The sequence below is a fragment of the Streptomyces sp. NBC_01261 genome (assembly GCF_036226385.1).
In the GTDB taxonomy this organism is placed as follows: Bacteria; Actinomycetota; Actinomycetes; order Streptomycetales; family Streptomycetaceae; genus Streptomyces.
On the sequence record NZ_CP108463.1, the window covers coordinates 7415975 to 7442610 of the forward strand.

Annotated in this window: 27 protein-coding genes; 15 read left to right on the forward strand and 12 right to left on the reverse strand. The window is 69.2% G+C overall.

Annotated features, from left to right (window positions below):
- Positions 1–8: 8 nt before the first annotated feature.
- Positions 9–1286: a sialidase family protein gene (locus tag OG226_RS32995; protein ID WP_329350929.1), complete on the forward strand. Its 1278-nt coding sequence runs from the start codon at positions 9–11 to the stop codon at positions 1284–1286.
- On the opposite strand, the gene OG226_RS33000 is transcribed toward OG226_RS32995, so the two are convergent.
- The 5 genes from OG226_RS33000 to OG226_RS33020 form a co-directional block, all read right to left on the reverse strand.
- Complete coding sequence (locus OG226_RS33000) at positions 1217–2152, reverse strand: dihydrodipicolinate synthase family protein (protein ID WP_329350930.1); 936 nt, start codon at positions 2150–2152, stop codon at positions 1217–1219. The genes OG226_RS32995 and OG226_RS33000 overlap by 70 nt on opposite strands.
- The gene (locus OG226_RS33005; protein ID WP_443067016.1) at positions 2149–3246 is read right to left on the reverse strand and encodes an oligopeptide/dipeptide ABC transporter ATP-binding protein; all 1098 of its coding nucleotides are present in this window, start codon (positions 3244–3246) and stop codon (positions 2149–2151) included. Before OG226_RS33005 ends, OG226_RS33000 begins: the two co-directional genes overlap by 4 nt.
- A gap of 226 nt (positions 3247–3472) precedes the next feature.
- Entirely contained in the window at positions 3473–5467 is a 1995-nt protein-coding gene (locus OG226_RS33010; protein ID WP_329350932.1) for a dipeptide/oligopeptide/nickel ABC transporter permease/ATP-binding protein, read from the reverse strand.
- Complete coding sequence (locus tag OG226_RS33015; protein ID WP_329350933.1) at positions 5467–6426, reverse strand: ABC transporter permease; 960 nt, start codon at positions 6424–6426, stop codon at positions 5467–5469. The genes OG226_RS33010 and OG226_RS33015 overlap by 1 nt, the downstream gene beginning before the upstream one ends.
- An 18-nt stretch (positions 6427–6444) precedes the next feature.
- Positions 6445–8079 (reverse strand): ABC transporter substrate-binding protein, encoded by a 1635-nt coding sequence (locus tag OG226_RS33020; protein ID WP_329350934.1) that lies wholly within the window; start codon positions 8077–8079, stop codon positions 6445–6447.
- Between the two features lie 339 nt (positions 8080–8418).
- Here OG226_RS33020 and OG226_RS33025 point away from each other — a divergent pair, with 339 nt between their 5' ends.
- Positions 8419–8880 (forward strand): phosphatase domain-containing protein, encoded by a 462-nt coding sequence (locus OG226_RS33025; protein WP_328683450.1) that lies wholly within the window; start codon positions 8419–8421, stop codon positions 8878–8880.
- Here OG226_RS33025 and OG226_RS33030 read toward each other — a convergent pair.
- Positions 8854–9426: a class I SAM-dependent methyltransferase gene (locus tag OG226_RS33030; RefSeq protein WP_329350935.1), complete on the reverse strand. Its 573-nt coding sequence runs from the start codon at positions 9424–9426 to the stop codon at positions 8854–8856. The two genes, OG226_RS33025 and OG226_RS33030, sit on opposite strands and share 27 nt — an antisense overlap.
- Before the next feature lie 55 nt (positions 9427–9481).
- Here OG226_RS33030 and OG226_RS33035 point away from each other — a divergent pair, with 55 nt between their 5' ends.
- Positions 9482–10270, forward strand: a complete 789-nt coding sequence (locus OG226_RS33035; protein ID WP_329350936.1) for an AraC family transcriptional regulator — start codon at positions 9482–9484, stop codon at positions 10268–10270.
- Between the two features lie 40 nt (positions 10271–10310).
- Here the strand turns inward: OG226_RS33035 and bla are convergent, their stop codons facing one another.
- Positions 10311–11243 (reverse strand): class A beta-lactamase, encoded by a 933-nt coding sequence (bla, locus tag OG226_RS33040; RefSeq protein ID WP_443067017.1) that lies wholly within the window; start codon positions 11241–11243, stop codon positions 10311–10313.
- Between the two features lie 150 nt (positions 11244–11393).
- Here bla and OG226_RS33045 point away from each other — a divergent pair, with 150 nt between their 5' ends.
- The gene (locus tag OG226_RS33045; protein ID WP_329350937.1) at positions 11394–12572 is read left to right on the forward strand and encodes an abortive phage infection protein; all 1179 of its coding nucleotides are present in this window, start codon (positions 11394–11396) and stop codon (positions 12570–12572) included.
- On the opposite strand, the gene OG226_RS33050 is transcribed toward OG226_RS33045, so the two are convergent.
- Positions 12524–13018 carry a GNAT family N-acetyltransferase gene (locus tag OG226_RS33050; RefSeq protein WP_329350938.1) on the reverse strand — a complete coding sequence of 165 codons (495 nt, stop codon included), beginning with the start codon at positions 13016–13018 and terminating at the stop codon, positions 12524–12526. The genes OG226_RS33045 and OG226_RS33050 overlap by 49 nt on opposite strands.
- A 319-nt stretch (positions 13019–13337) precedes the next feature.
- Between OG226_RS33050 and OG226_RS33055 the strand changes: the two genes are divergently transcribed.
- The 11 genes from OG226_RS33055 to OG226_RS33105 all read left to right on the forward strand — a co-directional run bounded on the left by OG226_RS33055 (position 13338) and on the right by OG226_RS33105 (position 23392).
- A complete protein-coding gene (locus tag OG226_RS33055) occupies positions 13338–14102 on the forward strand; it encodes an SCO2525 family SAM-dependent methyltransferase (protein WP_329350939.1) in 765 nt (254 codons plus the stop codon).
- A gap of 84 nt (positions 14103–14186) precedes the next feature.
- Positions 14187–16028: an SCO2524 family protein gene (locus tag OG226_RS33060; protein WP_329350940.1), complete on the forward strand. Its 1842-nt coding sequence runs from the start codon at positions 14187–14189 to the stop codon at positions 16026–16028.
- A gap of 3 nt (positions 16029–16031) precedes the next feature.
- A complete protein-coding gene (locus OG226_RS33065) occupies positions 16032–16949 on the forward strand; it encodes an SCO2523 family variant P-loop protein (RefSeq protein ID WP_329350941.1) in 918 nt (305 codons plus the stop codon).
- Entirely contained in the window at positions 16946–17929 is a 984-nt protein-coding gene (locus OG226_RS33070) for an SCO2522 family protein (protein WP_329350942.1), read from the forward strand. Before OG226_RS33065 ends, OG226_RS33070 begins: the two co-directional genes overlap by 4 nt.
- A gap of 1 nt (position 17930) precedes the next feature.
- Positions 17931–18899, forward strand: a complete 969-nt coding sequence (locus tag OG226_RS33075) for an SCO2521 family protein (protein WP_329350943.1) — start codon at positions 17931–17933, stop codon at positions 18897–18899.
- Positions 18900–19067: 168 nt separating this feature from the next.
- Positions 19068–19991 (forward strand): hypothetical protein, encoded by a 924-nt coding sequence (locus tag OG226_RS33080; RefSeq protein ID WP_329350944.1) that lies wholly within the window; start codon positions 19068–19070, stop codon positions 19989–19991.
- A 148-nt stretch (positions 19992–20139) separates the two neighbouring features.
- Entirely contained in the window at positions 20140–20520 is a 381-nt protein-coding gene (locus OG226_RS33085) for a VOC family protein (protein WP_329350945.1), read from the forward strand.
- A 425-nt stretch (positions 20521–20945) separates the two neighbouring features.
- A complete protein-coding gene (locus OG226_RS33090; RefSeq protein WP_328683463.1) occupies positions 20946–21161 on the forward strand; it encodes a hypothetical protein in 216 nt (71 codons plus the stop codon).
- A 41-nt stretch (positions 21162–21202) separates the two neighbouring features.
- A complete protein-coding gene (gene recO, locus OG226_RS33095) occupies positions 21203–21952 on the forward strand; it encodes a DNA repair protein RecO (protein ID WP_328683464.1) in 750 nt (249 codons plus the stop codon).
- Positions 21953–21982: 30 nt separating this feature from the next.
- Positions 21983–22834: an isoprenyl transferase gene (locus tag OG226_RS33100; protein ID WP_328683465.1), complete on the forward strand. Its 852-nt coding sequence runs from the start codon at positions 21983–21985 to the stop codon at positions 22832–22834.
- A gap of 24 nt (positions 22835–22858) precedes the next feature.
- Positions 22859–23392 carry a YcxB family protein gene (locus OG226_RS33105; RefSeq protein WP_329350946.1) on the forward strand — a complete coding sequence of 178 codons (534 nt, stop codon included), beginning with the start codon at positions 22859–22861 and terminating at the stop codon, positions 23390–23392.
- Positions 23393–23396: 4 nt separating this feature from the next.
- Here OG226_RS33105 and OG226_RS33110 read toward each other — a convergent pair whose 3' ends face one another.
- The 4 genes from OG226_RS33110 to OG226_RS33125 are packed head-to-tail and all read right to left on the reverse strand — an operon-like array spanning position 23397 to position 26528.
- Positions 23397–23813 carry a Fur family transcriptional regulator gene (locus OG226_RS33110; RefSeq protein WP_328683467.1) on the reverse strand — a complete coding sequence of 139 codons (417 nt, stop codon included), beginning with the start codon at positions 23811–23813 and terminating at the stop codon, positions 23397–23399.
- 59 nt (positions 23814–23872) lie between these two features.
- Complete coding sequence (locus tag OG226_RS33115) at positions 23873–24775, reverse strand: metal ABC transporter permease (RefSeq protein WP_329350947.1); 903 nt, start codon at positions 24773–24775, stop codon at positions 23873–23875.
- Positions 24775–25575 (reverse strand): metal ABC transporter ATP-binding protein, encoded by an 801-nt coding sequence (locus OG226_RS33120; RefSeq protein ID WP_405859327.1) that lies wholly within the window; start codon positions 25573–25575, stop codon positions 24775–24777. The genes OG226_RS33115 and OG226_RS33120 overlap by 1 nt, the downstream gene beginning before the upstream one ends.
- Complete coding sequence (locus OG226_RS33125) at positions 25572–26528, reverse strand: metal ABC transporter substrate-binding protein (RefSeq protein WP_329350948.1); 957 nt, start codon at positions 26526–26528, stop codon at positions 25572–25574. Before OG226_RS33125 ends, OG226_RS33120 begins: the two co-directional genes overlap by 4 nt.
- Positions 26529–26636 lie beyond the last annotated feature (108 nt).

Here is a 26636-nt window from a genome sequence, read left to right on the forward strand (position 1 = left end):
GGAGAGCGATGACCATCCTGAGCCGCACGCTCCTCGTAGCAGCCGTCCTGGTCGCTCCGATCACCTTCGCCGCGAACGCCTCCGCGCGCTCCGGCTGCACGTCCTCCGTGCCCTACGTCTCCGGAAGCGGCGGCTACGACACCTACCGCATCCCGGCGACCGTCGTCACCGGCCGGGGCACCGTCCTCGCCTTCGCCGAGGGACGCCACAACAGCGCGGGCGACACCGGCAACATCGACGTCGTCCTACGGCGCTCCACCGACGGGGGCTGCACGTGGGGTCCGTTGTCGGTGGTGGCGGCGGGGGACGGGGACACCCGGGGCAACCCGGCGCCCGTCGTCGACCCGCGCACCGGCGCGATCGTGCTCGTCACCTCGTACAACAGCGGCGCTGTCACCGAGGGCCAGATCATGCGGGGCGAGGTCACGGCAGAACAGAGCCGCCGGGTGTTCGTACAGCGGAGCTGGGACGACGGACGGACCTTCACGGCTCCTCGGGACATCACGGGGGAGGTGAAGCTGCCGAGTTGGCGGTGGTACGCGACGGGGCCGGGGCACGCGGTCGCGCTTACGCGAGGTGCTCATGCGGGGCGTTTGGTGATCCCGGCGAACCACTCCGCCGCGCCTACCGCCGGGTCGAGTGACACGGGGCAGGAGGCGAAGTACTACGGAGGGCATGCCCTCTACAGCGACGACGGGGGTGAGACGTGGCGGGTGGGGTTCGTGGACGCCACGTACGACGGGGTCGACAACGCGAACGAGTCGTCGGCGGCCGAACTCCCTGACGGCAGGCTGTACTTCAGCTCCCGTGACCAACTGGGGACGAGTGCGGGGAATCGGCTCGACACGTACTCCAGTGACGGGGGTGTGACCCTCGATCGGCCCTACGCGGTCCAGCCCACGTTGGACGACGTGCCTGTGGTGGAGGGGAGCGTTCTTCAACTGCCGGGGGATGGGGCCCCGTTGTTGTTCTCGGCGCCCTCTGTTCCCCATGTGCGGGAGGGGATGGCGATTTGGCGGAGCGGGGATGGTGGGGGGCGTTTTGTGAAGGCGGTTACGTTGTCGGGGGAGTGGGCGGGGTATTCGGATTTGGTGGCTGTGGGTGGGGGCGCTGTTGGGGTGCTTTATGAGACGGGGGTGGGGAGTGCGTACGACACGATCGAGTTCCGGCGGGTGGGGGTGGCTGAGCTGGGTGAGTGGGTGGGTGGGAAACCCCGCTACAGCAACCCCGCCCCCGCCAAAAACTTCCCCACCCGCTCCACCTCACCCGCGGACAACCCCACCTGAGGCTCCGCAGTCGCCGCGCACTCGATCACCCCCCGCAAACACAGCGCGGCCTTGAACGCCCCCAGCGCCGACGAACTGCCCCCCATCCGCGCCGGGTCACCAACACCGACCAGTCCGAACAACGCGCACAGCCGCTCCTGTTCGGCACGGGCCCGATCCCAGTCCCCGGCCCGGCACAGCGCGTCGAGACGGACGTACCCGTGCGGATCGACGTTGGCGAGACCGGGCACCGCCCCGTCCGCGCCCAGCGCCAACGCGGAGTCGACGAACAGTTCGGACCCGGTGAGGACGCTGAACCCGGTGATGTCCGGATGGACACGCGCGCCGGTGACGACCGTACGAAAGCCCCCAAGATCCCCGCTGGAGTCCTTGAGGCCGGCCAGAACCCCCTCGGCGGCGAGTTCGAGGACGAGGTCGGACGGCAGCTTCGTATGGACGGAGGCGGGAAGGTCGTAGGCGACCACGGGGACCGAGGACGCGGCGGCGATCAGGCGATAGTGGCGGGCGATCTCGGCGGGATGGGTGCGCGTGTAGAAGGGCGCGGTCACTACCACCGCGTCCGCCCCCGCGTCCGTCACAGCGGCCACATGGTCCAGAACCCGAGGCGTGGTCATGTCGATCGCCCCTGCCAGCACGGGGAGTTGACCGCCGACATGAGCCACCACCGCCTCAACGACATACCTCCGTTGACGATCCGTCAGATACGCCACCTCCGACGTCGACCCGAGCAGAAACAGCCCGTGCACCCCCGCCCCGACCAGATGATCGACAAGCCTGAGGAGGGAACGGACGTCCACCTCGCGGTCCGGTGTCAGGGGCGTGCAGACGGGCGGTACGACACCGGTGAGCGGGGCGGGGAAGGTCATGAAGGCTCCAGGGGGCGGCTTTGGCGAACGAGGTCGCGGGTCGACAGGTCCTCCTCCACAGGATGGTGGCAGCGGTAGCGATGTCCTGGCGTCGACGCGGGCGAAAAGTCCGGCATGGCGGAGGCGCAGACGTCGTCCGCCTTCCAGCAGCGGGTGCGGAACGGGCAGCCGCTCGGCGGTCGCGTGGCCGACGGCACCGGTCCGATCAGCGGGATCGGGTCGATGGGGTGGAGCAGACCCGGGGTCGCCGAGAACAGGGCCCGGGTGTACGGGTGCCGCGCCCGGTCGGTGACCTGGTCGGCCGGGGTCTCCTCGACGATCCGGCCCAGGTACATGGTGATCACCCGGTCGCTCATCCGCCGCACCGTCTGGATGTCGTGGGACACGAACACCAGCGCCAGACCGAGCCGTTCCTTCAGGTCCAGGAGGAGGTTGAGGATCTGGGCCCGGACCGACACGTCCAGCGCGCTGGTCGGTTCGTCGGCCACCACCAGGTCGGGGTCGAGTGCCAACGCCCGTGCGATGGCCACTCGTTGGCGCTGGCCGCCCGAGAGCTGCCCCGGGAGGCCGTCCGCCAGCGCGCGCGGGAGGCCCACCAGCGACATCAACTCCCTTACCCGGTCCTCCCGTTCGGCCTTCGTCCCGCGTCGGTGCACGTCCAGCGGATCCCGCAGTATCTGCCGGATCGTCAGCCGCCGGTTCAGCGCGGTCGACGGGTCCTGGAAGATCATGCCGATGCCGGTGCCCACCGCGGCCCGGCGTTCGCCGTCCGGCATCGACCACAGGTCCCGGCCCCGGAAGGACACCGTGCCGGACGTCGGCCGCTGTACGCCCACCAACACCTTGGCCAGCGTGGACTTTCCGCAGCCGGACTCACCGACCACCCCGACCGTCTCACCGGGCGCGATCGTGAGATCGGCGCCGGTCAGGGCGTAGACCCGGTCACGGCTGAACAGCCCACCGCTGCGCGCCTTGTGCACGACATGGGCATCCGCCAACTCGACCAGCACACCGCTCACTTGACCACCCTCCAACTCAACACCCGTGCCACTCACCCGCCCACCTCCCGCACCTCTCACCCCGCCCACCCTCATGTCCTTGGGGGCGCGGAGCCGCATCGATACACGGCTCCCCCGCGCGACCGGCCCCACCCACCCGCACCTTTCACCCCGCCCCACCCCAACCCCCCAAGGGGCGCGGGGAACTGCGCGACCAGCCCCCACGAACCCGCACCCCGCACACAACCCGAACCACCCACTCCCAACCCGCCCCCCAACCCACCCGCACCGCTCACTCGGCCCCCCTCAACCGCCACCCCGCTCACGTGACCGCCCCGCTCGTCGTGACCAGGTCGACCGCCGGGTGATGGCACGCCGCCGTATGCGTACGCGGACCGACCAGATCCGGCGCCGTCGTACGGCAGAGCTTGCTCGCCAGCGGGCAGCGGTCCGCGAAGCGGCAGCCGGCCGGGAAGTCGGCGGGAGAGGGGACGACGCCCTTGATCTGGGTCATCCGCTCGGCCGCCGACTCCAGGGACAGCACGCTGCCGAGCAGGCCGCGCGTGTAGTGGTGGGCCGGTGACTCGACCAGGTCGGCGGTCACGCCCGTCTCCACGATCTGGCCGCCGTACATCACCACCACCCGGTCGGTGACGTCGGCGATCAGCGCGAGGTCGTGCGAGACGAGGATCAGCGCGAAGCCCAACTCCGCACGCAGGCGCAGCAGTAGCTCTATGACCTGCGCCTGCACGGTGACGTCGAGAGCGGTCGTCGGTTCGTCGGCGACGATCAGTTTCGGGTCGCGGGACAACGCCATGGCGATCAGGACGCGTTGGCGCTGGCCGCCGGAGAGTTCGTGCGGGTAGCTGCGCAGCGTGCGGTCCGGGTCGAGGCCGACCATCGTCAGCAACTCGCCCGCCCCACGGCGCCCTCCGCGCCGTATCACCTGCTTGAGCTGGGCGCGGATCGTCATCGCCGGGTTCAGGGACGACAACGCGTCCTGGTACACCATCGCCATCTCGTGGCCCAGCAGTCTGCGGCGGACACGCATCGGCTCGCCCACCAACTGCCGCTGGTTGAAACGGACATGGCCGCGTACCCGCGCGCCCTTCGGTTCCAGGCCCATCACCGCGAGCGCGGTGAGCGACTTGCCGCAGCCCGACTCGCCCACCAGGCCCAGGACTTCGCCCGCCTGTACCTCGAAGCTGATGCCGTCGACGATGTCCACGCCGTGGTGCCGGCCCTCGAAGCCGATCGCCAAGTTCTCGACCGCCAGGACCGGTTGGCCGTCGGGGTCGGGCAACGGCCGTGCGCGGGACCGGAGTCGTAGTGCCGCCTCCGTCAGGCCGGGGAGCGGGAGCACCTCGCCGCTGCCGGGCTCGGGCGCGTCCAGCGGGTCCTCGTCGTGCCGTACGTCCACCTCGCGCGGCGCCGGTGCCGCCCACGCGTCGGAGACGCCCTCGGACAGTATGTTCAGCGACAGGACCGTGACCAGCATCAGCAGGCCGGGGAAGACCGTCGCCCACCAACCCCCGGTCAGCACCATGTTCTTGCCGTCCGCGATGACACTGCCCCAGGAAGGGTCCGGGGGCCGTACGCCCGCGCCGATGAACGACAGCGACGCCTCGAAGACGATCGCCTCGGCGACCTGCACCGTGCAGAACACCAGGATCGGAGCGGCGCAGTTGACGGCCACGTGCCGCGCCACGATGTGCGGGGTCCGGGCCCCGATCACGCGCTCAGCCGTCACATAGTCCTCGCCGTACTGGTCAAGTACGTTGGCCCGTACGACCCTTGCGACGGGCGGCGTGAACAGGAACGCGATCGCGCAGATCAGCACGGTGATCCCGCCGCCGAAGACCGCGACCAGTACGGCCGCCAGCGCGATGCCGGGGAACGCCATCACCACGTCCAGGCAGCGCATCAGCGTCTCGTCGACGCCCTTGCGGGAGGTCGCCGCGACGGCCCCGAGCAGCGCGCCGACGACGAGGGCCAGCGCGGTCGCCCCGAGTCCGATCGCGAGGGACCAACGGGCGCCGTACATCAGCCTGCTGAGGATGTCCCGGCCCAGGCTGTCCTGGCCCATCCAGTGGCCGGCGGAGGGGTGTCCGGTGCCGTCGACGGGGAGCTGCTGGTCGAGCGGGTCGTCCGGCGCGAGGAGCGGGGCGAACAGCGCGACGAGGACGACGACCGCCAGGAAGCACACCGCGACCTTCGACAGCAGCGGCAGCCGGTGCCGGCCGCGCAGCCGGATGCCGGGCCGGGACAACGTCTCGGCGAGGCCCTTGCGGGAGAACCGGGAGAACTGAGTGAACATCAGGACGCATCCCTCAGGCGGGGGTTGACCAGCAGATAGAGGATGTCGATGACGAGGTTCACGACGACGAACCCGGTCGCCGTCGTGAGCGCCACGCCCTGGACGACGGCCGGGTCGCCGTTCTGCACGGCGTCGATCATCAACTTGCCCATCCCGGGGAGGGAGAAGATGGTCTCGATGACGACCGCACCGCCGAGCAGGTATCCAACGCGCAGGCCCAGTACGGTCAGTGGGTTCATGAGGGCGTTGCGGAGCACGTTCCGGCCGACCACCACCCGCGGTGGCAGGCCGCTGCCGATCGCCGTCCGGACGTAGTCCTTGTCCAGCTCCTCGACCACCGACGTCCTTACGATGCGCGTGAGTTGGGCCGCCACGGGAAGCGACAACGCCAGCGCCGGGAGGGCCATCGTCCTGAGCCAGCCGGTGAGGGAGTCCGCCGGGTTGATGTAGCCGCCGGTCGGGAACCAGCCCCGGTCCACGGCCAGGTACTGGATCATCAGCAGCGCCAGCCAGAAGCCGGGCGCCGCGACCCCGGTCAGCGACACGATCCGGATGATCTGGTCGGGCAGCCGGTCCCGGTAGATGGCCGCCGTCACCCCGCCGAGCAGCGACAGCACCACCGCGATCACCAGCCCCAGGAAGGTGAGTTGGAGGGTGAGCGGCAGTGCGGTGGTGACCTGCTCGACGACCGGTGCCCGGGTCAGCGCGCTGGTGCCCATGTCGCCGTGCAGGAGGGCGCCCACGAAATGGACGTAGCGCAGGGGCAGGGGATCGAGCAGGCCGTTCCGCTCACGGAAGTCGTGCAGCTGCCGCGGTGTCGGGTTGGCGCCCTGGAAGAACGCGGACGCCGGGTCGACGTCCGAGAAGCGCATCACCAGGAACACGAACAGCACGATGCCGAGCATCAGCGGAACGAGCAGCACGATCCGGCGGGCCAGAATCCGGAGGACGGTGACCATGGTCCAACTCCCGAGCTGCTAGACCCACTTGGCCTGGAGGACATTGATGCCGGGGTAGGGCTGCGCCCTTATGCCCGCCAGCTTCTTGGGATCCCAGGCGGTCATCAGCTCGTTGTGGACGACCGGGTAGAGCACGGCCTGTTCGGCGACGGTGTCGATGTAGTCCTGGATCATCGTCTTCTTCTTCGCCGCGTCCGGTTCCCGCGTGGCCAGGTCCATGTCCCTGAAGAGCTGTTCGGCGACGGAGTTCCCGGCCCAACGGGCGTACCCCATCCAGAGGTTCCGCGGGCCGTAGTTGTAGTGCATGATCAGGTCCGCGTCGAGGCCGAACTGGTTGGGGTTCGAGGCTGCGGCGACCACTTGGTAGTCCTGCTTCTGGTCCATCTTGGTGAAGACGGCCGTGGTCTCCTGCGGGGAGAGCGTCGTCCTCACGCCGATCGCGTCCCAGGACGCCTTGATGGTCGGCAGGCAGTCGACGATCCAACTCACGTTCACCGCAAGGATGTTGACCTTCAGTCCCTTGACCCCGGCCGCCTTCAGCAGCGCCCTCGCCTTGTCGGGGTCGTAGTCGTAGACCGTCTTCGCGCGCCGGTAGGCGGGGTTGCCCGTGTCGAGGAACGACGAGGACGGCTTTCCGTGCCCGCGCAGGGCGACTTGGACCATCTTGCCGGTGTCGACGGCGTAGCGGAGTGCCTGGCGCACCCGTACGTCGTCGAAGGGCTTGTGCCGCGTGTTGAACATCAGGAACAGGTTGTTCATCCCGGCCCCGCCCGCGACCGTCATCCCGCCGCCGCGCAGCCGCTGGATGTTGGCGTAGGGGATGTTGTCGGCGATCTGCGCGCCCGCGCTCGACCCGGAGATCTTGGCGACGCGCGGCGCCGCGTCCACGATCGTCAGCCAGTTCATCGTCTTGAAGGCGGGCGGGCGCGGACCGTTGTAGTCGGCGAACGCGGCGAAGGTCGTGTTCGACTTCGGGTGGTGCGCGGTCTGCCGGTACGGTCCCGAGCCGACCGCCTTGCCCTGGATCGCGTCGTCCCAGGCGCCCGGCTTCGAGAAGACGTGCCTCGGCATGATCTTCGCGAGCGTCAGGCGTGAAACCCCTTCAGGGAAGGGGAATTTGAGGACCAGCTCGACGTTCCGCGCGTCGATCTTCCTGACCTCCTTCAGCCAGCTCGCGAAGAAGCCCTGCGCGAGGGTCGTCGTCTTCGGGTCGAGGATGCGGTCGAAGACGAAGACGACGTCGTCGGCGGTGACCGGCTGGCCGTCGTGGAACTTGGCGCCCGCCCGCAGCGTGAACTTCCACGAGGTGCCGCCGGTGTCCTTCGGCACGGCGGTGGCCAGCGCCGGGTAGGGCGCGCGGGTGATCGGGTCGGTGTCGATCAGCCCCTCGTAGATGTGGTTGTTGCCGGCCATGGCGAACGCGGACGCCGTCTGCGTCGGATCCCAGCTGCCGTCGTTGCCGTAGCCGATCACCGCGGTCAGCGTCCGGTTCTTTCCGGTGCCCCCGCCGCTGGTGTCGTTCGTCGACTGCGGCCCCGACGAACAGGCCGTCAGGGACGAGGAGATCGCCGCCGCCGCGCCCAGCGCGCCGGAGTACTTCAGGAACGCCCGGCGGTGCAGCGCGGGCACGTTCTGGGTCACGTCTTCGCGCATGGTTACTCCAGGAGGTACGACGTCCTACGTCCTGCGGTCAGCGCGACGATAAGAGCGGCCGTGGGGGCGGTCAAGGCATCACACACGAATGGCGTAGCCGTCAGAGGTCGGACCAATGGCTGTTTGAAATGGCACATGAAATGGCGCGAGTTGGCTCCTCCTGAGGGCGGCCTCACCTTCCGCGCCCTCACCCGGCACGAGGACGACGTGGACGCGCCGGGCGGCCCTCCTCGAACTCGACCGCGAGATCCACGAACTCGACCGTGAGGTCCACCATCTCGGAGGTGAGAGACCGCCGGTCGGGGGCGCCGAGCGTCCCGCCATCTCTACGCTGGCCGCATGACCGAGCTCTGGAACCCGACCGCCACCGGTGTCCTACGACTGCCTTCCGGCCGCCTGGTCCGGGGCCGCGGCCTGCGCCGGCCGCTCCCGGCCGACAGCCCGGACCCGACGTACGGCGTGTATCTGCTCGGGAAGCGACCGCCCGAAGTCCCGTGGCAGGCGCGGTGGTTGCGCTGGCCGGACTTTCGATTGCCCGCCGATCGCGTCGAGACGCGCGCGATCCTGACGGAGGCCTGGCAGCGGTCGCTCACCGAGCGCGTCGAGCTCGCCTGCGGCGGTGGCCGGGGCCGCACCGGTACGGCGCTCGCCTGCCTCGCGGTCCTCGACGGGGTGCCGCCGGGGGAGGCGGTCGGCTACGTCCGCGCCCACTACGACCGGCACGCGGTGGAGACGCCGTGGCAGCGGCGGTACGTAGCGGGGTTCGGGCCGGTATCAGGCGCGGCGGGCACGGAAGCGTAGGCCGCCGCTCTCCGGGTGCAGATCGACCGTCGCATCCGTGAAGCCGGCCCGCTCCAGCCGGGCCGGGAGGGTCGCCGGATCGAGGGTGTTCATCGTGTCCCGGAAGTGCAACACCCGGAAACGGAAGCTGGGTTGGCTGTCACTGCCCGCGAACGTGCCGCCGGGGCGCAGTACGCGGAACGCCTCGGCGAAGATGCGGTCCTGGTGGGCGGTCGTGGGCACGTGGTGCAGCATCGTGAAGCAGACGACGGAGTGTAACGACGCGTCGGGCAGCGGCAGTTCGGCACCGTCCGCGTGCAGGACGGCCGCCCGGTCGCCCCACCGGGACTGGAGCAGCCGTGCGGTCTCGGCGTCGATCTCGGCGGCGGTGAGGTGCTCGACCCGCTCGACGAGGACGCGGAGGTTGGCGCCGTAGCCGGGGCCGATCTCCAGTACGTCCGCGCCGAGTTCGACGTGTTCGAGGGCCCAGGGCAGGATGCGGTCCTTCGTCGTCTGCGCCCATTCCTCGGAGCTGCACAGCTTGCGGTGGGCTCGGTTCATCGGCATACGTCGACGCTAGGCGGGGCGGGTGGTTGTCCGCCACGGGCTAGGCTGCCGTGTCATGTCGCGGAACGGACAGCGCGGGTGGCACGGGGGCCGTGGGGACAGTGCGGGCCGCGTGTTCGACACGGCGATCCTCGTCGGCCAGTTCACGATGCCACGCGGGACGGCCTTCGCCACGCACTGGCATCCCGTCCACCAACTCGCCTGCTCCGAACGGGGGTTGCTCCGGATCCGCGGCGAACACGGGACCTGGCTGCTGCCGCCGTCGCTGGCCCTGTGGATCCCGGCGGACGTCCCGCACGCCACGGAGTCGGAGGGCGACGCCGTCATGCGCGGCGCGTACGTCGACCCGGTGAGCTGCCCGCACATCGACTGGCGGAACCCCACCGTCGTCGCGGTCACCCCGCTTCTCCGGGCGCTCGTCGAGCACCTGGACCGTACCGACCTGACACCGGACGCCCGTTCGCGCGCCGAGCTGGTGCTCCTCGACGAGCTGCGTCCGGTGCCGGTGACCAGCGTGTCCGTGCCCCAACCGCGCGATCCCCGGGCGCGGTCGGTGGCCGAGGTGCTCCGGGCCCACCCGGCGGACGGGCGGACCCTGGCGGAGTACGGCGGTCAAGTCGGCTCCAGCGCAAGGACGTTGGCCCGCCTCTTCGTCGCGGAGACGGGCCTCGGGTTCGGCCAGTGGCGGGAACGGCTGCGGATGCAGGCCGCGTTGCCGTTCCTCGCCGAGGGCTTGCCGGTGGAGTCCGTGGCGCGACGGGTGGGGTACGCCTCGGCGAGTTCCTTCACGGCGGCGTTCCACCGGGTGGTCGGGGTGACGCCGAGGCAGTACTTCCCGCGCTAGAAACGGTACTTGCCGCGCCAGCGGTGGTGTTGGCTCCGTACTAGCTGATCGCTTCCGCCACCAACTTGGCCGTGCTCGCCACCAGTTGGTTGTCGTACGGGGCGTCGGGCAGGGTCGGCTTGGTCGTCAGGACCGCTAGAACGACCGGGTCACCGGCCTCCGTCCAGGCGATGCCCACGTCGTTGGCGGTGCCGTAGGCGCCGCTGCCCGTCTTGTCGGCGATCGTCCAGGTCGCGGGGAGCCCGGCGCGGAAACGGGCGGCGCTCGTCGTGTTGTTGAGCAGCCACGCGGTGAGCCGGTCGCGGTCGGGGCGGCGCAGGGCGTCGCCGAGGACGAGTTCGCGGTACAGGCCGGCGATCGCGCGCGGGCTGGTGGTGTCCGTGATCCGGTCCGGCTCGGCCGAGTTCAGTTCGGTCTCCCAGCGGTCGAGCCGGGTGACCGGGTCGCCGAGAGAACGGGCGAAGCGGGTGACGGCGGTGGGGCCGCCGAGTTCGCGCAGGATCAGGTTGCCCGCGCCGTTGTCGCTGAACCGGACGGCCACGTCGGCGAGTTGCTCGACCGTCATGCCGTCGGCCAGATGCGCCCGGGTCTGGTCGGAACCGTCGACCAGATCGGCCTCCGTGTAGTGCACGACCTTGTAGAGCACCTCGCCGTGCCGGTCCAGGTCCCGCAGGACGGCCGCGGCGGCGAGCGTCTTGAACGTCGAGCACATCGGGAAGAGTTCGTCGGCACGGTGTACGACGGTCTTCCTCGTACCGAGGTGATGCGCGAACACGCCTACGCGGGCGGTGTGTTGTTCCTCAAGGGCGCGCAGGCCCGCCGTGACGTCGGTGCTGGTGCTGGTGCTGGTGCTGTCCGCTGCCTGGGCCGAGGAGGCACCGGCGAGGAGGGTAGCGGCGGTGGCGGCACTGGCGGTGAGCAGGGTGCGGCGGGTGGTCGTAGGGGTCGTAGGGGACTGTTCGGAGCCTGAGATCGTGCTCTCCTTTGTTCGGTCTCCGTCGACGAACGGTCGATCTCCGTCAACGATCTCTTCAGTGACCGACGCAGGGCGTCATTCCTTGGTTGCGCCGCCATAGACCATCGGCGGACACCGCGACGGGCCCGCGCTCGGCACAGTGGGCGCATGGCGAACTCACAGGGGATCACTCGGGGCCAGTTCCTGACGGGGGCGCTGGCCCTAGGAGCGGCGGGCGCGCTGCTGCCGTCAGGACAGGCGACGGCGCGACCGCGGACGCGACCGCACGCGACACGTGGCCGCCGCCCAGGGCTACGCCACCACGGCGTCGTCTACACGGTCGGCGAGGGCGAGACCCCCGCCACCGCCTGGAACCCGCGCCGGATGCGCGCCGACCTCCGCGCGATCCGGGACGAGTTGCACGCCGACACGGTCGACGTCACCGGCGACGGCGTCGACCGCCTCACCGCGACGGCCGCCGAGGCCGCCGAACTGGGCCTGCACATCTGGCTCCAGCCCACCCTCGCCGACGTCCCGGAGCGGGACATCCTCGAACACCTCGCGGAGACGGGCCGGTTCGCGGAACGCCTCCGGCGCCAGGGCGCGAGCGTCGACTTCAGTGTGGGCTGCGAGTTCTGGCTGTTCGTGCCCGGGATCGTGCCCGGCGCGACGGTCCTGGACCGCGTCCAGAACATCCTGAACGGCACGTTCGACCCGGCCAAGATGCAACGCAGGCTGAATGCCTTCACCAAGAAGGCGGCGGCGACGGGCCGTTCGGTCTTCCACGGCGACCTGAGCTACGCCGCCGCCCAGGACGACGAGGTCGACTGGACCCTCTTCGACATCGTGGGTATCGACTACTACTCCTACTTCCGCCAACCGGCCGACTATGTCCGGGAGTTGAGCGCCTACCAACGCTGGGGCAAGCCCGTCACCATCACCGAGTTCGGCACCTGCGCGTACAAGGGCGCCGAGAAGACCGCCGGCATGGGCTGGAACGTCGTCGACTACGACAAGGACCCGGAGGAGATCAAGGGCCATCTCGTCCGCAGCGAACACACCCAAGCGGCGTACGTGGTCGACCTGTTGGAGGTCTTCGAGTCGATGAACCTCTACGGCGCGATGGCCTTCGAGTTCGTCACCCCGGACGCCCCCCACCGCGCCCACGACCCCCGCCACGACCTCGACATGGCGAGCTACGCCATCACCAGGACCGTCAAGTCGCGCCCGTACGACCCGAGTTCACCGTGGCACTGGGAGCCGAAGGAGGCGTTCCACGCGCTGGCCCGGCACTACGGTCACAGGGCGAGTGTCATGAGGAGGCGGTGCTCGCCCGGCCCGAAGTAGTCCTTGAGCACTCCCTGCTCGGACGAGAACCCCAGCGAGCGGTACAGCATGATCGCGGCGGCGTTCGTCGGTTCCACGGTCAGGCGGACCTGGCGGACGCTCTCCGTGCGCAGCCGGCGCAGGGCCTCGACCATCAGACGTCGGCCCAGCCCGTGGCCCTGCTGGTGGGGTATGACGGCCAGGCTCATGATCCAACTCACGTAGCCGTCCGAGGTGTTGACGAAGAGGATGTAGCCGAGAAGGCCCTCGCCGTCGTCGAGGACGAGGACGCGGTCGCCGTGGATGTCGCAGAACTGCCGGAGCACGAAGGCGGGGTACGGCTCCTCGGGGAAGGCTTCCCTGTCCACGCGGAGGAGTTCGGGCAGGTCGGCCTCGGTGATGCCCCTCAGGGTCAGGTGCCGGTCGGCGCGGTCGGCGAAGAAAGCCTGGTCAGTGCGGCGCCCCACAGAAGGGAAACGTTCCTCCGGAAAGGGCGTCATACTGCCTCCAGGGGGTAGGAAGTCAATTGCGCGTTGACGGCTCGGGCGACTCGTACGGGTGGTACGGGCGAGACGTGTGCGTCCTGCCTTTCTGGTGTGTTCAGCAGGGTTCCACCCATCTTGGGTGGGGCAATCCGGCAGTTCAAGGCCGAATCAGGTCGCATGAATGCATTCGCCACGATGCGCCCCCCGTGCGCCCCAGCAGTGGCTGTGACTTGACGTAGATTGCCCTACGAAATTGACGATCAGGTGTACGTCGCGCCTGTGATGTTGTTAGTGTGGACTGGTGAAAAACGCGGAAGTCGCCTGGAGCGCGTTCGATTCGATCGCATATGTAGATCACAACTATCGTGACCTACAGGCGGAGGACGCCGAGATCCTTCCCATTCTCCGGGATCATTTCGCGGGCCATTTCCGGAATCAGGGCGTCGGCCCGGTATACGGTATCGACGTGGGCGCCGGCGCCAATCTCTATCCCGCGCTGTCCATGCTTCCGTGGTGCGACGAGATCACCCTCTATGAGCGCTCGCCCTCGAACGTGGCCTATCTGCGGAGCCAGGTCGACTCGTACGCGGAGAACTGGGACCAGTTCTGGGACGCCCTCTGCGGGAACAAGGCCTACGACACCTTCGACGCCGACCCCCGCGAGAGATTCCGCAAGGTCGTCAAGGTCCAGCAGGGCAATATCTTCGATCTTGAGCGGTCCGTCGGCCAGTGGTCGGTGGGGACGATGTTCTTCGTCGCCGAGTCGATGACCTCCTCGTACCAGGAGTTCACCCTGGGTGTGGAGCGTTTCATGCGCGCCCTGGCCCCCGGTGCTCCCTTTGCCGCCGCTTTTATGGAACACTCCACGGGTTATCACACGGGTGAGCAGTTCTTCCCCGCGTGCGACGTGGGGGAGAATGAGGTGCGGGAGAGCCTCGAACCATTCGCGGACGAGCTCAAGGTGCAGCGGCTCAAAACCGAGCCCGCGGTACGGGACGGATATTCGGGAATGATCCTCGCGTACGGCTGGCGCGGAAATTCGGACCCACAGATTCCGGTCTGCTGACAGGGCGGCCGACCGGTGAATCTTCACAACAGAAGAGGGATATTCCTCGGCTGAGGGCAGTGCGGTCTGTGTGAGGGGCATGGAATGGAGATCAAGCCGCGGCAGCACCTGCTGGACATCTGGCAGGCGGTGGCCCGCCACTCCTTCGACGGAGGGGAGTGGGCGTGGGGAAAATGGGGCGGTGAGAGCAGCGTCGCCGACGCCGAGCGACTGCTCTGCCTGCTGTATCCGGCGACGGAGCTGCCGTCGTTCCGGCTGGACGACCCCGACACCACGCTGACCGACGTACAGCAGACGCTGAAGCGGGCCGGCGGGCGGCTGGAGATTCCGGCCAATCTCGTCATGGCCGCGGTCGAGTTCATGCGCACCCACACCGACGACAAGAGGCCCACCTTCGCGGGCGGTTACTACTTCCAGTCCCGGGACAAGGAGCAGGACCTCACCGAGGAGCAGCGCCAACTCGGCGTCACCGACTCGTTCTCGATGTCGATCACCCTCTGTCTCGCGCTGCTCGGCTTCCTCAAGGTCTACGAGTCCAAGACCCGCCGCGGCGACATGCAGGAGACGATCAAAGAGCTGAAGGTCGCGACCAGCAACCGGCTCACCGCCGCCATGGTCAGTCTGCTGCGGTCGTTCACGGTCAACGTCTACGACACCGACTCCTCCCAGGGCCAGACGCTCTGCGAACTCCTCGGCCAGGGGCAGTTGTCGCAGCGTCAGGTACTGGAGCAGTTCCAGCGCCGGTTCCGCCCGCTGCGCGCCGCCATCATCGAGAGCTTCATCCTCGGCCTCGACGTCCAGGAGGCCCTCAAGGACGAGAGCCAGCTGTTCGAGTGCGGCTGGGCCTGGAGCCTGGTGCGGGACGCGCCCGAGGTGGAGACCGAGGAGACCATCGGCGTGCAGCCCGTCGGCGTCGCCAACCCGGTGCCGTACCTCTACTTCACGGTGGTCGCGCTCGACGGCATCCAGGACCTGTTCTCGGACCGCACCCTGACCCTGGGCCTGCTCAACGCCGAACAGCAGAAGCTCGCCGAGGCGTTACGACTGCGCTGGGAGATCACGCAGCAGTACTGGTCGCGCATCGCCCGTTTCGACGGCGACCGCTGGCCCCTGGAGGACATCCCCTGGCGTACGACGGGACAGCGGCTGGAGTCCGAGTACTTCTCGCTCTCGGTCGCCGCGATCCTCGTGCACGACCTGATGCGCCGCCGGGCCACCGACGACGACCTGACCCGCACCGTCCGCGTCATGGAGCGGCTCGCCGAACGCGGCCGTATCACCAGCCGGATGACGCGCGACGACCCGATGATCCAGCTGCACAACCCCGGCGTCACCCTGCCCCTCCAGGGCGGCGGCACCATCGGCCCGCCGATGGACTGGACGATGAGCGACTTCTCCGCCCAACTCCTCAAACGTACCGTCCAGTTGTGCACTCTCTCCCGCAACCTCTCCGCGCACGACCGGCTGCTGAGGCTGGCCGAGGACATCTTCGGCCATGTGTGGCGGCGCCGGATGGGCGAGGGCGAGGGCGTCGGCCTGTGGGACAACGTGCACGCCATCTACCCGGAGACCGCCCTCACCGAGGGGCCGGTGTCCTGGAGCATCACCGAGCGGGTCACCGAGGTGATGGTCCAGGTCCACAACATGTACGCGCAGCCCCCGATCCGCAGCCTCGAACTCACCGAGCTGGCACGGGCGTTGCTCAGCGAGTCCACGCACCTCCTGGGCAACGAACAGATGGCGCCCGCGCCCAACGCCGACGGCAAACGCGGCATGCAACTCCGGGGAATCGAGGTCAAGTTGCGCCGCGCCCGCGCGCTCGTCGACGAACAGCCGGGCACCGCCTACTCGTTGACCCTCGACGTACTGGGCCAGCTCGACGCACTCGCCCGGGCCCGCCAGGCCGCCGCGGTCCAGGGAGTGTGACCCGTGCTGATCTTCGCGGCCTCCGACAAGGGAGGCACGGGCCGTTCCGTCACCAGCGCCAACCTCGCCTACCAGCGCGCGCTGACCGGGGACGACGTCTGCTACCTGGACTTCGACTTCGGCTCGCCCACCGCCTCGGCCGTCTTCGACGTGCCCGACGCCCGGCAGGCCGCCGAGGACCGCGGACTGCACTCGTACCTGATAGGCGAGATCAGCGAACCCGTCCGCATCGACGTCTGGGCGGACACCGAACACCCCGTCCTGCGCAACCAGCCGCCCGGAGCAGGCCGGTTGATCCTCATGCCGGGTGACCTCAGCGGCGGCGAGTTCGCCACCTCCGGCGACAACCTGCGCCGCTGCGTGGACCTTCTCCTGCGCCTCAACGGCGAGTTCGACCTGATCGTCGTCGACCTCAGCGCCGGCCGCAGCTACGCCGTCGACATGGTCCTCGCGGCCACCTCGCAGCGGGCGATGAGCGGCGTCCTGGCCCGCTGGCTGGTCTTCCACCGCTGGACCCGGCAGCACGTGGAGGCCGCGGCCAGCCTGGTCTACGGCAAGCGCGGCATCATCGCCGGCGGTGTCGCCCGCGGCCACGACGAGGACGCGCTGCGCGGCGCCATCCGCTTCGTACGGGCCGCCGTACCCGATCCCGACTCGGCCCTGTGGTCGCAGGCCACGCCCACCCAGTCGGCGTGGATGGAGCAGTGCGACACCGAGCTGAAGCATCTCGCCTCGCACCACGGCATCGGCTACAGCCAGGTGCTGGGCTCGGTGCCGCTGGAGCCGGTGCTGCAGTGGCGGGAGCAACTCATCACCGACGAGGACGTGTTGGACAGCCAGATCGCCACCATGGAGACCTGGCAGGCGCTGAGCGACCTCGCCGCGCGGCTGACCGACGACAAGTACTGGGAGGAGGCATGACGGAGGCCGTCTTCCGGGAGACCACCGCGGACCCGCGCACCCAGTCCGTGCCGCTGGCCCATCTCTCGCTGGAGCTGGGCCACCTCTACATGGAGGACTTCGAGGCGGGCCCCGAGCGGCTGCGCGAGCACTTCGCCGAGGTCCGCATCTGGGTGGACGCGGCCCGCGCCTCCGCCGCCCGTCGCACCGGCGGCAAACGCCCCCGCATCAGCACCTGTTTCCTGATCGACGACTACTTCAGCCGCTTCTCCACCCCGGCCGAACTCGTCCCGCTGGTCCTCGAAGAGGCCGAGAAGGCCGGCCTCGTCATCGACTACCTCGCCCGCGAATCGGGCTGCGCGGTCGCCGACCGCATCGAACTGGCCGAGTCCGTCATGCACCGCCTCGTCGAGTCACCACCTCCCGGCAGCCACGGCTCCCGCCCCCCGGTCAGCCAGACCGGCTGGCTCGCCAACGGCGAGCGCACCACCCCAACGCGCAGCGCCCTGGCGGAGATCGTCACCTGGCAGCCACCGCACGAGACCGCGGCCCGCAACCACTCCGTCTTCATGGACGTCGAGCTGTGGTCCGAGACGGACAGGGGCCGCCTGTGGTCCTGCCCGTTCCTGGCCGCCGTATGGCAGTTGGCCCGCCTGGGTCTGCTACGGCACCTGGGCGAGCCCGTGTTGGTCCCGCAGCCGTGGACCGGCGGGGACTTCCCGCGCGACTGGGACCGGCTGCCGCCGCTGCTCCAACTCAGCGACACCCGGGTCCCGTTCAGCGCGTACCGCACCTGCACGCTGATGGCGAACCGCTTCGTCGCCGTAGAGGACGCCGTACGGCTCATCCTCGACCAGGTGGACGTGGACTCCGTCGCGCTCGAACAGGTCGCCAAGCGGTCCGCGGGTGAAGGCGTCGCGGTACCGGAGGCGGTGGCCCAGCGCGCCACCTACGTGTTCTACGAGGAGCCCCCCAACTCGGTTTCACCCGACGGGACATGACATGACGACACCCGGACGGCGGACGCGCTCGGTCCTCGCCTGCGGCGAGGTGCGCACCGGCCTGCTGCCGTCCTTCCAGGCACTGGACGGCCGCGCCGCCGCCCAACTCCTGCGGCTGCGTGCCGACGAGCACGTCCGCGTCTCCGAGCGACCCAATCTCTACGCCCTCTCACCCGAGGTCCTCACTGGCGTGGACTGCCGACTCCCCACCTCGAACGGCGCGAAGGTCAGGGCCGTGGGTACGGTGGCCGCCCGCGCCGCGCTCACCGAGGGCCGGGTCATCCAGTCCACCGCGTACTTCAGCGCCCCGGCCGCCGGACCCGACGTACGCCGGCCCTGGGGGCATTACCTGGTCCGCCCCGGGGTTGTCGAGCCGTTCGGGAAACTGCCCGAACAGGCCACCGCGGAAGGCGTGTTGCGCGGTGGCGGCCGTGGCGAACTGGACCTGGGGATGATCGCCGAAGGCCTGCTGGCGCAGCTGGTGCGCCACCCCCTCCTCGACCACAAGGCGCCGTTCAAGTCCCGCCGTACACAGCTGCGTTGGGCCGCACGGCAGGCGTCGGAGGGCGAAGGACCATCACTGGACCGCTTCACGCTGGCCGAAGACGGCCTGCGGACGGTCGAGTTGAGAGTTCCTGAGGGCGTCGAGGCGGTCGCGGTCGCGGGGCTCTGCGAGGACCTCGCGTTGCACGACTGGCTTTTGACGACGGTGGTGCACATGCTGGAGAACAGCCGGCTCGGTGCGGCCGACGGGCCCGCGGCGGTCCTGGCGCTGCGTCCGGCCGTGGATCACCTGCTGCATCTGTGGATGCCGCGCGCGCACGTGGACCGCACGCTGGGGCACCTGTGGGACGTGCTGGAGCGGGAACCGGGCTTCAGCCGCCAATGGGAGAACCTTCGCCAGCGTATCCGGGACCAACTGGCCATACAGGCCATTCCGTTGCTGCACCAGGCGCTGAGCACGCGCTGACGGGGCGGCACGAACCGCATATCCGACGGGGGAGAGGCTCACATGAACGGAGTGACGACAACAGGGGCGGGACCAGGGGCCGTTCCACAGCAGGATCAGCCCCAGCGCGGGTCGAGGCTGTTCATCAGGACCGGGTTCGCGGTCTTAGCGGGAGTGGCCGCGTTCTTCGTGACCAACGTCCTCAACGAGAACGACGGCGACCTGTGGCAGTGGACGATGTCCATCGTCCTGGGCTGCGCGACCCTGATCGTGCAACTGCTCGTGGACTTTGGCGAGCGGCTTGAGGCCGTCCAGGAGAGCCAGAAGCGGCGCATCCGGGACATGAAGGACAGCCTGTCCAGCCATCACACCGAGATGCGCGCGGCGGTCGACGAGAGCTTCGCGAAGATCAACGCGGCGACCGAGCTGTACAGCAAGGTCGACGGCTCGGTGCTCCGCTCCGACGAGGTGACCCGCCTGGTGCTGGGCTACACAAAAGTCGGCGAGCAGGGCGCGGACATCGTAAAAGCCTTCGCCGAGGAGGAGTTGGGCCGCCTTGCCCTCCTCATGGAGAACCTCGGCAACGGCACGGCGGACTGCCCCGGCGAGAACCACGAGTGGCTGATCGACCTCACCAAGTGCGTCAAGCGCACGCTCTACGCCACCAGCACGTCGGTCGACCGCGACTTCTGGTCGAGCGAGCCGGCCCGCCGCTATCTCGCGGCCCAGGAATCGGCCATCAAGTCCCGCAGGGTCCAGATCCGACGCGTGTTCCTGGTGGACGAGGAGTCGGAAGTCACCGCCAGCCTCCGCCAACTCTGCGAAAGACACCGCAAGTTCGGGATCGACGCGCGTATCGCGGTCCGCTCCCTCCTCGAACCGACCGCCCAGATGAACTCGCTGAACGACTTCATCGTCTTCGACGGCGAACTCTGCTACGAGACCGAGCCCGACATCCGCGTCATGCCGGCCAAGACGACCCTGAAGATGACCCGCGAGCACGTGGAGGAACGCATCAACCGCTTCAACGTCCTGTGGGAGGCGACGCCTCCGGACCGGGACCGGGACCCGGAGCCTCAGCAGGGCTCCACCTCGGCGGCCACGTCGGGTTGACGGTCGGCTTCACCGGTGCGGCGGGCGGGCGGGCCGTCGGCGAGCGCGATCGTCGTCGTTCCGGAAAACACTTCGACCGTGCTCAAATCGTCCAGTACGGTCGCGAGGTTGTTTTCACTGCTGGGAGCCCCTGAGAGCAGGTTTTTTCATGGCGAGTCGTATCGGTGAGCTGGTGCTCGGGTGTCGTGACCCCGAACTGCTGGCGCGGTTCTGGTGCGCGGTCCTGGACTTCGTCGTGCTCGAACGCGAGGAAGGGCAGTGGGTCGAGATCGGGACGCCGGAAGGGTTCGGCGGGCCGCATCCGACGCTCTTCTTCAGTCGGCGGGACGAGCCCGAGCCGGGGAAGTCCCGGTTGCACATCGACGTCAATCCCACGGATCGGGATCAGGACGCCGAGCTCGAACGGCTGTTGGCGCTCGGTGCGCGGCGGGCCGACGTCGGTCAGACGGGGGAGGAGCAGTGGCATGTGCTGGCCGACCCCGAGGGCAATGAGTTCTGCCTGCTGAAGACTCGTATCAACCCGCTCTGACGCGGCGGAGAGCGGCGCGCCTGCCCCCGCCTCCAGGCCCGAGGCCGTCGTCCGTGAAGTCGATGAACCATGTTCCGGCGCCGGCCCCGGCAATGCCGTCGGTTTTCCCGATCTCGTCAAACCTGATGGAAAGATTCATTTGCGGTTTCCGAATTTCCCGTTCGAATTCGCCGATGTGACTGCCGGGGGCAAAACCCCGAGCCCCAAACCTCAAGCCGCGGGTCGTGAACCGTTGGCCATAGCCAACCCCCCTGTTCTGCACCGCAGTTGAAGTCGACAGACTCCTGCCGAGTGTAGGGGGAGGAGGGGCCCTCGGGAGACGGGAAGCGTGAAAGTCGAAAAGGCGGGGGAGCCAGGTGTGGGCACACTGCTTGGAGGTGGGGGGAAACCTTGATGGAATTCCGGATTCGGGTGCGAGGAGAGCGATGAAGCCGCCTGTCGGATCGGTCGCCGTGGACATCCGTAACGGGAGAGTGGGCATCGTCATGGGGCATGAGGGGCCCTATGTTCAGCTGCGCCCGTACGGCGGCGGGCGGGAGTGGGACGCCGAGCCGGCCGCCGTACGGGACGCGACCCCGGCCGAGCGGCTGAGCGCGGCGACCGCGTATGCGAACGCCCGCAGTCGCGGTGAGGTGCCTTGAAGCGTCGTGGCGCCACAGGGCCGTAGGGGACAATGGGCGGCATGAGTCTGTTCCGCGACGACGGCATCGTGCTGCGCACCCAGAAGCTGGGTGAGGCGGACCGGATCATCACGCTGCTCACCCGGGGGCACGGGCGGGTACGGGCCGTGGCGCGTGGGGTGCGGCGGACCAAGTCGAAGTTCGGTGCCCGGCTGGAACCCTTCTCCCATGTGGACGTGCAGTTCTTCGCGCGGGGCAGTGAACTGATCGGCCGCGGGCTGCCGTTGTGCACCCAGAGTGAGACCATCGCTCCGTACGGTGGCGGGATCGTCGCCGACTATGCGCGGTACACCGCCGGTACGGCCATGCTGGAGACGGCCGAGCGCTTCACCGATCACGAGGGCGAGCCCGCCGTGCAGCAGTATCTGCTGCTCGTGGGCGGGCTGCGGACGCTGGCCGGCGGGGAGCACGCTCCGCATCTCATCCTCGACGCGTTCCTGCTGCGTTCGCTCGCCGTCAACGGATACGCGCCGAGCTTCGGTGACTGCGCGAAGTGCGGGATGCCGGGACCGAACCGGTTCTTCTCCGTGGCGTCGGGCGGGGTCGTCTGCGTGGACTGCCGGGTGGCGGGGAGCGTCGTACCCTCACCGCAGGCCCTGGAACTCCTCGGTGCGCTGCTTACGGGAGACTGGGGGACGGCGGACGCGTGCGAGGCGCGGCATGTGCGGGAGGGCAGCGGGCTGGTGTCCGCCTATCTGCACTGGCACCTTGAGCGCGGGCTCCGTTCACTGCGGTACGTAGAGAAGTCGTAGCAGGTCGTAGAAAGAGGAGACGAGAAGCACATGGCCGTACGCGGGATCCTGGGGCGCCAGCGGCGCGAGTACAAGGCGCCGGAGCCGCACCCGTCGGGGGCCACCGCACCGAAGCTGCCCGGTGAGCTGATCCCGAAGCACGTGGCGATCGTCATGGACGGGAACGGGCGATGGGCGAAGCAGCGGGGGCTGCCGCGCACCGAGGGTCACAAGGTCGGCGCCGAGCGGGTGTTGGACGTGCTGCAGGGTGGCGTCGAGATGGGTGTCGGCGCGATCTCGCTGTACGCCTTCTCCACCGAGAACTGGAAGCGGTCGCCCGACGAGGTGCGCTTCCTCATGAACTTCAACCGCGACTTCATCCGCAAGTCCCGCGACACCCTCGACGAACTCGGCATCCGGGTGCGGTGGGTGGGCCGTATGCCGAAGCTGTGGCGGTCGGTGGCCAAGGAGCTCCAGATCGCGCAGGAGCAGACCAAGGACAACGACGCGCTCACGCTGTACTTCTGCATGAACTACGGCGGGCGGGCCGAAATCGCCGACGCGGCAAGGGCGTTGGCCGAGGACGTGCGGGCGGGGCGGCTCGATCCGGCCAAGGTCGACGAGAAGACCCTCGCCAAGTACATGTACTACCCGGACATGCCCGAGGTCGACCTCTTCCTCCGGCCCAGCGGGGAACAGCGCACCTCCAACTACCTGATCTGGCAGAGCGCTTACGCCGAGATGGTCTTCCAGGATGTGCTCTGGCCGGACTTCGACCGGCGTGACCTGTGGCGCGCCTGCGTCGAGTTCGCCCAGCGGGACCGGCGGTTCGGCGGCGCGGTACCGAACGAGAAGCTGCTCGCGATGGAGCAGGCGATGCGGGGGCGGCCCGAGGAGGGCTGACCACTACGGCTAGCATCCCGCCTCATGGACATGGGGCGGGATGACGTGACGGGGCGCGTGGTCGAGCTGGAGTACCGGCCGGTCGTCGAGGACTTCGCGGCGGCGCTGAGAGCGCGCAGGGGCCTGATCCCTTCGACGCGAAGACAGCTCTGGCTGCTGGGGATCGGGGCCTTCTTCGCCGTGCTGGCGATCGCGAGCGCGCTGGCCAAGGGCAAGTCGGTACCGGTCCCGCTGATCATCGGTGTGTGCGCCGTGGTGGTGGTCCTGGTGTTCCTGCCGCGGATCCAGGCGCGCCAGTTCCAGCGCCTCGCGGAGCGGCGGGGGGTGATCCGGGTGACCGTGACGGATGCCGGGGTGACGGTGGCCACCGACGACTCGTTCACCTCGCTCAACTGGACCGTGCAGCCTCGCTACCGCGAGACGGCGGACGGCTTCTACATGTTCAGCCCCGAGAAGAACGCCCTCAACTTCACGCTGCTGCCCCGGCGCGGCCTGCGGGACCCCGCCGACGTGGACCGGCTGCGGGCGATCCTCGACGCCCATCTGAGCCGGGTCTAGGGCCTCAGCCGGCCGCCGCCGCGCACTCCGCACACGTCCCGAAGATCTCCACCGTGTGCGCCACGTTCACATACCCGTGCTCCGCCGCGATCGCCTCCGCCCACTTCTCCACGGCCGGGCCCTCCACCTCGACCGCCTTGCCGCAAACCCGGCACACCAGGTGGTGGTGATGGTCGCCGGTGGAGCAGCGGCGGTACACGGACTCGCCCTCGTCCGTGCGCAGGACGTCGACCTCGCCGGCGTCGGCGAGGTTCTGGAGGGTGCGGTAGACCGTGGTCAGGCCCACCGAGTCACCCTTGTGCTTGAGCATGTCGTGGAGTTCCTGGGCGCTGCGGAACTCGTCGACCTCGTTGAGCGCCGCCGACACGGCGGCGCGCTGGCGGGTGGAGCGTCCCTTTACGGGCGGGCCGGCCGTCGTCACCGTTGCCTCCTCACGTCTGCACTTTGCCGCGCCATTGTGCCAGCCCGGGCTGTGCCTGGTCAGACGCCGATCTCGTCGGCGGCCTCCCGGGTGGCCGGAATCGCGCACTCCGCCGGGTCCCCGGCAGGTCGCGCGGCGGCCGCGGCCCGCGCCCGGCGCCTCGCCAGCGGGGTCGCCAGGGCCGTGAGCGCGATGAACGCGGCGATCGTCAGGAGCACGATCGTCGCACCGGGCGGGACGTCCTGGTAGTACGAGGTGACGGTGCCGCTGACCGTCACGGTCACGCCGATCACGCCCGCGATCGCCAGCGTCGCCCCGAAACTGCGGGTGAGCTGCTGCGCCGCGGCGACCGGCACCACCATCAGCGCGGACACCAGGATCAGGCCCACGACCCGCATCGCGACGGTGACGGTGACGGCCGCGGTGACCGCCGTCAGCAGGTTCAAGGCGCGGACGGGCAGGCCGGTGACCCGAGCGAACTCCTCGTCGTGGTTCACGGCGAACAGCTGCCGCCGTAGACCCAGGGTGACCACGATCACGAACGCGGCCAGCATGGCGATCGCCGTCACGTCGGACTGCGAGACCGTCGAGAGGGAGCCGAAGAGGTACGAGCTGAGGTTGGCGTTCGAGCCGCCCGGCGCGAGGTTGACGAACATCACGCCGCCCGCCATACCGCCGTAGAAGAGCATCGCGAGGGCGATGTCGCCGCGGGTCTTGCCGTACCAGCGGATCAGTTCCATCAGGACCGAGCCGAGCACGGAGACGGCGGTGGCCATCCACACCGGGGAGGCGTTCAGCAGGAAGCCGAGGCCCACGCCGGTCATCGCGACGTGGCCGATGCCGTCGCCCATGAGGGGCTGGCGGCGCTGGACGAGGTAGATGCCGATCGCGGGGGCGGTGATGCCGACGAGGACGGCGGCGATGAGTGCCCGCTGCATGAAGGCGTAGTCGAGGAGGTCCATCAGCTCAGCAGTCCCGTGCGGATCGGTTCGGCGTCCGCCGAGTGCGGGTGTACGTGGTCGTGGCCGGGCAGCGCGTGCTGGCCCAGGGCGCGCGGCGGCGGGCCGTCGTGCTGGACGCAGCCGTCGCGCAGGACGACCGCGCGGTCGATCAGCGGTTCCAGCGGGCCGAGTTCGTGCAGGACGAGCAACACCGTTGTGCCTTCGGCGACTTGACGGGTCAGGGTGTCCGCCAGCACCTTCTGGCTGGCCAGGTCCACGCCCGCCATCGGCTCGTCCATGATGAGGAGTTCGGGCTCGGCGGCGAGCGCGCGGGCGATCAGCACACGCTGGTGCTGGCCGCCCGAGAGCGCGTCGACCGAGTCCTTGGCCCGGTCTTCCATCCCGACCAGCTCCAGGGCGTGCCGTACGGCCTCGTGGTCCGCCTTGCGCAGCAGGCCGAAGCGGGCGCGGGAGAGACGGCCGGACGCGACGATCTCGGTCACCGTGGCGGGCACCCCGCCCCCGGCCGTCGTGCGCTGCGGTACGTAACCCACGCGCCGCCAGTCCTTGAAGGCGCGGCGCGGGGTGCCGAACAGCTCGATCTCACCCGCGGACAACGGGACTTGGCCGATGATCGTGCGGATCGCGGTCGACTTGCCGGAGCCGTTGGCGCCGAGCAGCGCGACCACCTCACCGCGGCGCACGGTGAGGTCGATGCCACGCAGGACGGGGCGCGAGCCCAGCTCGGCGCGGACTCCGCGCAGCGATATGACGGGCTCGCTCATCAAGTCGCTCATCAACTCGTCCTCCGTGCTGGTCATTTACTTCCCAGGGCCGTCTGCAGGGCCTTGAGGTTGGCCTGCTGGACCGAGAAGTAGTCCTTGCCGCGGGACTTCTTGGTGATGCCCTCGATCGGGTCGAGGACGTCGGTCTTCAGGTTCGCGTCCGCGGCGATGGTCTTCGCGGTCCTGTCGCTGACGAGCGTCTCGTAGAACACCGTGGTGACGCCGTCGGCCTTCGCCATCTTCTCAAGGTCCTTCACGCGCTCGGCACTCGGCTCCGACTCGGGGTCGAGGCCGTTGATGGCCTCCTCGGTGAGGCCGTAGCGCTCGGCGAGGTAGCCGAAGGCGGCGTGTGTGGTGATGAACACCTTGGTCTTGGTGTTCGCGAGGCCGGCCTTGAACTCGGTGTTGAGCGCGTCCAGCTTCTTGACCAGGGCCGCGGTGTTGGTCCTGTAGTCGGCCGCGTTCTTCGGGTCGGCCTTCTCGAAGGCCTTGCCGACGCCCGCGGCGACCTGGGCGTAGCGCACCGGGTCGAGCCAGATGTGGGGGTCGAGGCCGGCCAGCTCGTCGTTCTTCGAGGTGTCGTGCGAGGCCGCGTGGCCGCCGACCTCGTTGCCGTGCTTCTCCTCCGTGGTCAGGGAAGCGGCGTCGATCTTCGTCCTGACCTCGGACTGGCTCACGGCGTCGTCGACGGCGGGCTGGAGGTTCTTGAGGTAGAGCACCGCGTCGGACTCCCCGAGCGTGGCCGTCTGCCGCGCGCTGATCTCCAGGTCGTGCGGTTCCTGGCCGGGCTTCGTCAGGCTGGTGACGTGCACGTGGTCGCCGCCGATCTGCTCGGCGAGGTACTGGAGTGGGTAGAACGCCGCGACGACGTCGAACTTGTCCGTGTTGGCCGCGGCGGCGCTGTCGGAGCAGGCGGAGAGGGTCCCGAGACCGAGGGCGGTGGCCGCGGCGATGGCGATCCCGGATATGTGGCGTCGTCGTACGTTCATGACAGTCATTTTCAACTGACATGGAAACCGTTGTCAACAAGCTCCGGGTGTGGAACCGATTTGATACGGGGGTGGGAGGCGCCGGTAACCTAAGTCATTCGCCCGACC

What these genes read in the sequence shown, in the direction of transcription:
- recO (WP_328683464.1), top strand. Translation starts at nt 21,203, where the DNA reads ATGAGTCTGTTCCGCGACGACGGCATCGTGCTGCGCACCCAGAAGCTG.
- OG226_RS33125 (WP_329350948.1), bottom strand. Translation starts at nt 26,528, where the DNA reads ATGAACGTACGACGACGCCACATATCCGGGATCGCCATCGCCGCGGCC.
- OG226_RS33035 (WP_329350936.1), top strand. Translation starts at nt 9,482, where the DNA reads ATGTCGCGGAACGGACAGCGCGGGTGGCACGGGGGCCGTGGGGACAGT.
- OG226_RS33045 (WP_329350937.1), top strand. Translation starts at nt 11,394, where the DNA reads ATGGCGAACTCACAGGGGATCACTCGGGGCCAGTTCCTGACGGGGGCG.
- OG226_RS33010 (WP_329350932.1), bottom strand. Translation starts at nt 5,467, where the DNA reads ATGTTCACTCAGTTCTCCCGGTTCTCCCGCAAGGGCCTCGCCGAGACG.
- OG226_RS33020 (WP_329350934.1), bottom strand. Translation starts at nt 8,079, where the DNA reads ATGCGCGAAGACGTGACCCAGAACGTGCCCGCGCTGCACCGCCGGGCG.
- OG226_RS33015 (WP_329350933.1), bottom strand. Translation starts at nt 6,426, where the DNA reads ATGGTCACCGTCCTCCGGATTCTGGCCCGCCGGATCGTGCTGCTCGTT.
- OG226_RS33100 (WP_328683465.1), top strand. Translation starts at nt 21,983, where the DNA reads ATGGCCGTACGCGGGATCCTGGGGCGCCAGCGGCGCGAGTACAAGGCG.
- OG226_RS33000 (WP_329350930.1), bottom strand. Translation starts at nt 2,152, where the DNA reads ATGACCTTCCCCGCCCCGCTCACCGGTGTCGTACCGCCCGTCTGCACG.
- OG226_RS33105 (WP_329350946.1), top strand. Translation starts at nt 22,859, where the DNA reads ATGGACATGGGGCGGGATGACGTGACGGGGCGCGTGGTCGAGCTGGAG.
- OG226_RS33030 (WP_329350935.1), bottom strand. Translation starts at nt 9,426, where the DNA reads ATGCCGATGAACCGAGCCCACCGCAAGCTGTGCAGCTCCGAGGAATGG.
- OG226_RS33085 (WP_329350945.1), top strand. Translation starts at nt 20,140, where the DNA reads ATGGCGAGTCGTATCGGTGAGCTGGTGCTCGGGTGTCGTGACCCCGAA.
- OG226_RS33070 (WP_329350942.1), top strand. Translation starts at nt 16,946, where the DNA reads ATGACGGAGGCCGTCTTCCGGGAGACCACCGCGGACCCGCGCACCCAG.
- OG226_RS33025 (WP_328683450.1), top strand. Translation starts at nt 8,419, where the DNA reads ATGACCGAGCTCTGGAACCCGACCGCCACCGGTGTCCTACGACTGCCT.
- OG226_RS33060 (WP_329350940.1), top strand. Translation starts at nt 14,187, where the DNA reads ATGGAGATCAAGCCGCGGCAGCACCTGCTGGACATCTGGCAGGCGGTG.
- OG226_RS32995 (WP_329350929.1), top strand. Translation starts at nt 9, where the DNA reads ATGACCATCCTGAGCCGCACGCTCCTCGTAGCAGCCGTCCTGGTCGCT.
- OG226_RS33115 (WP_329350947.1), bottom strand. Translation starts at nt 24,775, where the DNA reads ATGGACCTCCTCGACTACGCCTTCATGCAGCGGGCACTCATCGCCGCC.
- OG226_RS33120 (WP_405859327.1), bottom strand. Translation starts at nt 25,575, where the DNA reads ATGACCAGCACGGAGGACGAGTTGATGAGCGACTTGATGAGCGAGCCC.
- OG226_RS33005 (WP_443067016.1), bottom strand. Translation starts at nt 3,246, where the DNA reads ATGAGGGTGGGCGGGGTGAGAGGTGCGGGAGGTGGGCGGGTGAGTGGC.
- OG226_RS33075 (WP_329350943.1), top strand. Translation starts at nt 17,931, where the DNA reads ATGACGACACCCGGACGGCGGACGCGCTCGGTCCTCGCCTGCGGCGAG.
- OG226_RS33090 (WP_328683463.1), top strand. Translation starts at nt 20,946, where the DNA reads ATGAAGCCGCCTGTCGGATCGGTCGCCGTGGACATCCGTAACGGGAGA.